The 1039-nt window shown below is 39.2% G+C and carries 1 protein-coding gene; it reads right to left on the reverse strand.

The features are described 5' to 3' along the window. Positions 1-136: 136 nt before the first annotated feature. Positions 137-745, reverse strand: a complete 609-nt coding sequence (locus PX636_RS11250) for a DUF1788 domain-containing protein (RefSeq protein ID WP_288117224.1) — start codon at positions 743-745, stop codon at positions 137-139. Positions 746-1039 lie beyond the last annotated feature (294 nt).

The following is a 1039-nucleotide window of genomic DNA, read 5'->3' on the forward strand; positions in this document are numbered from 1 at the left end:
CTCGCCGGTAAGCACATATTCTTCTAGTTCAACGTGCAGACTCGCCTCATCATTGGCATCCGCTTTGATTACCCCTTCCATAGGACGACTAACTTGTTTCTCAAAAATTCTACTTAACTGCATAATTAGTTCTCCCTTAAACTTGGTACTCGTAAATGTTAAAAGCTCGATAATATTTGTCATCTCCTAAGAGTCCAAATAAATTGAGAGAGGCTCCCGACTCTAGGGAATAGGTGTAGGCCCCCGGAAAAAACATTACCGTCGGTTGGTTGTTGTTCGTGGTTTGGAGGTTATTAAGAACATTATGGGAACGAATATAGGGAAAAATTTGACCAATGCCCCATAAAAACAAGATATCAAACGGATTTTCGGCAATTTTTTCGCCTAGGGCTGGAATTAAATGACTCTCCGAATCTAACACATTTTGTAAAAGCTCTTTCAGTTCCCCTTTAGATATCGAGGATTCTATATCGAGAATTTGCTCAAATATCTGCCGTTCCCTCAATAAGTCAAGACAGAGATCATAAAGATTGATCTCTAATATGCGAATCCCTTTTTGATGCAACTGACTAACCAGTTGCTTTTGCAGACGTTCCATTTCAACAGTGTCTTGAGGTGGGTAAGGACAGATAAAAAAAGGAACTTCATTGCCAATTCCCTGTTTTTTGAGAAATCGCTCTGCTGACAGAACCGATAATAAATATTCAAATCTTTGGTTGATTGCTATTGTTTCAAGAGAAGACATCCAAATTTCGCCCATCTTGTCAATAATATTAGTATGCCCATTTTATCTGAATGAGAGTCAAAATCGGCTCTCTTATTCTTTGTGTGATCAGTTTAACTTACTATAGAAGCGATCAATCTTTGTGTCCTCTGTGTCTGGAGTGGTTCCTTCCACCCCCTCGCTAGGAGGAATGTATCTGAGAATAAATTTTACCCACCAAATCCAAGAGAGCCGATTCCATTCCCGCCAATAATCAACGCTAAAATTATACTAAATCCCTTGAGTATCGGCTACATCACTTTAACTTGAGAGAAA

Origin of the sequence: Microcystis sp. M53598_WE2 (assembly GCF_030067735.1) — a bacterium.
GTDB classification, from domain to species: Bacteria; Cyanobacteriota; Cyanobacteriia; order Cyanobacteriales; family Microcystaceae; genus Microcystis; species Microcystis aeruginosa.

What these genes read in the sequence shown, in the direction of transcription:
- PX636_RS11250 (WP_288117224.1), bottom strand. Translation starts at nt 745, where the DNA reads ATGTCTTCTCTTGAAACAATAGCAATCAACCAAAGATTTGAATATTTA.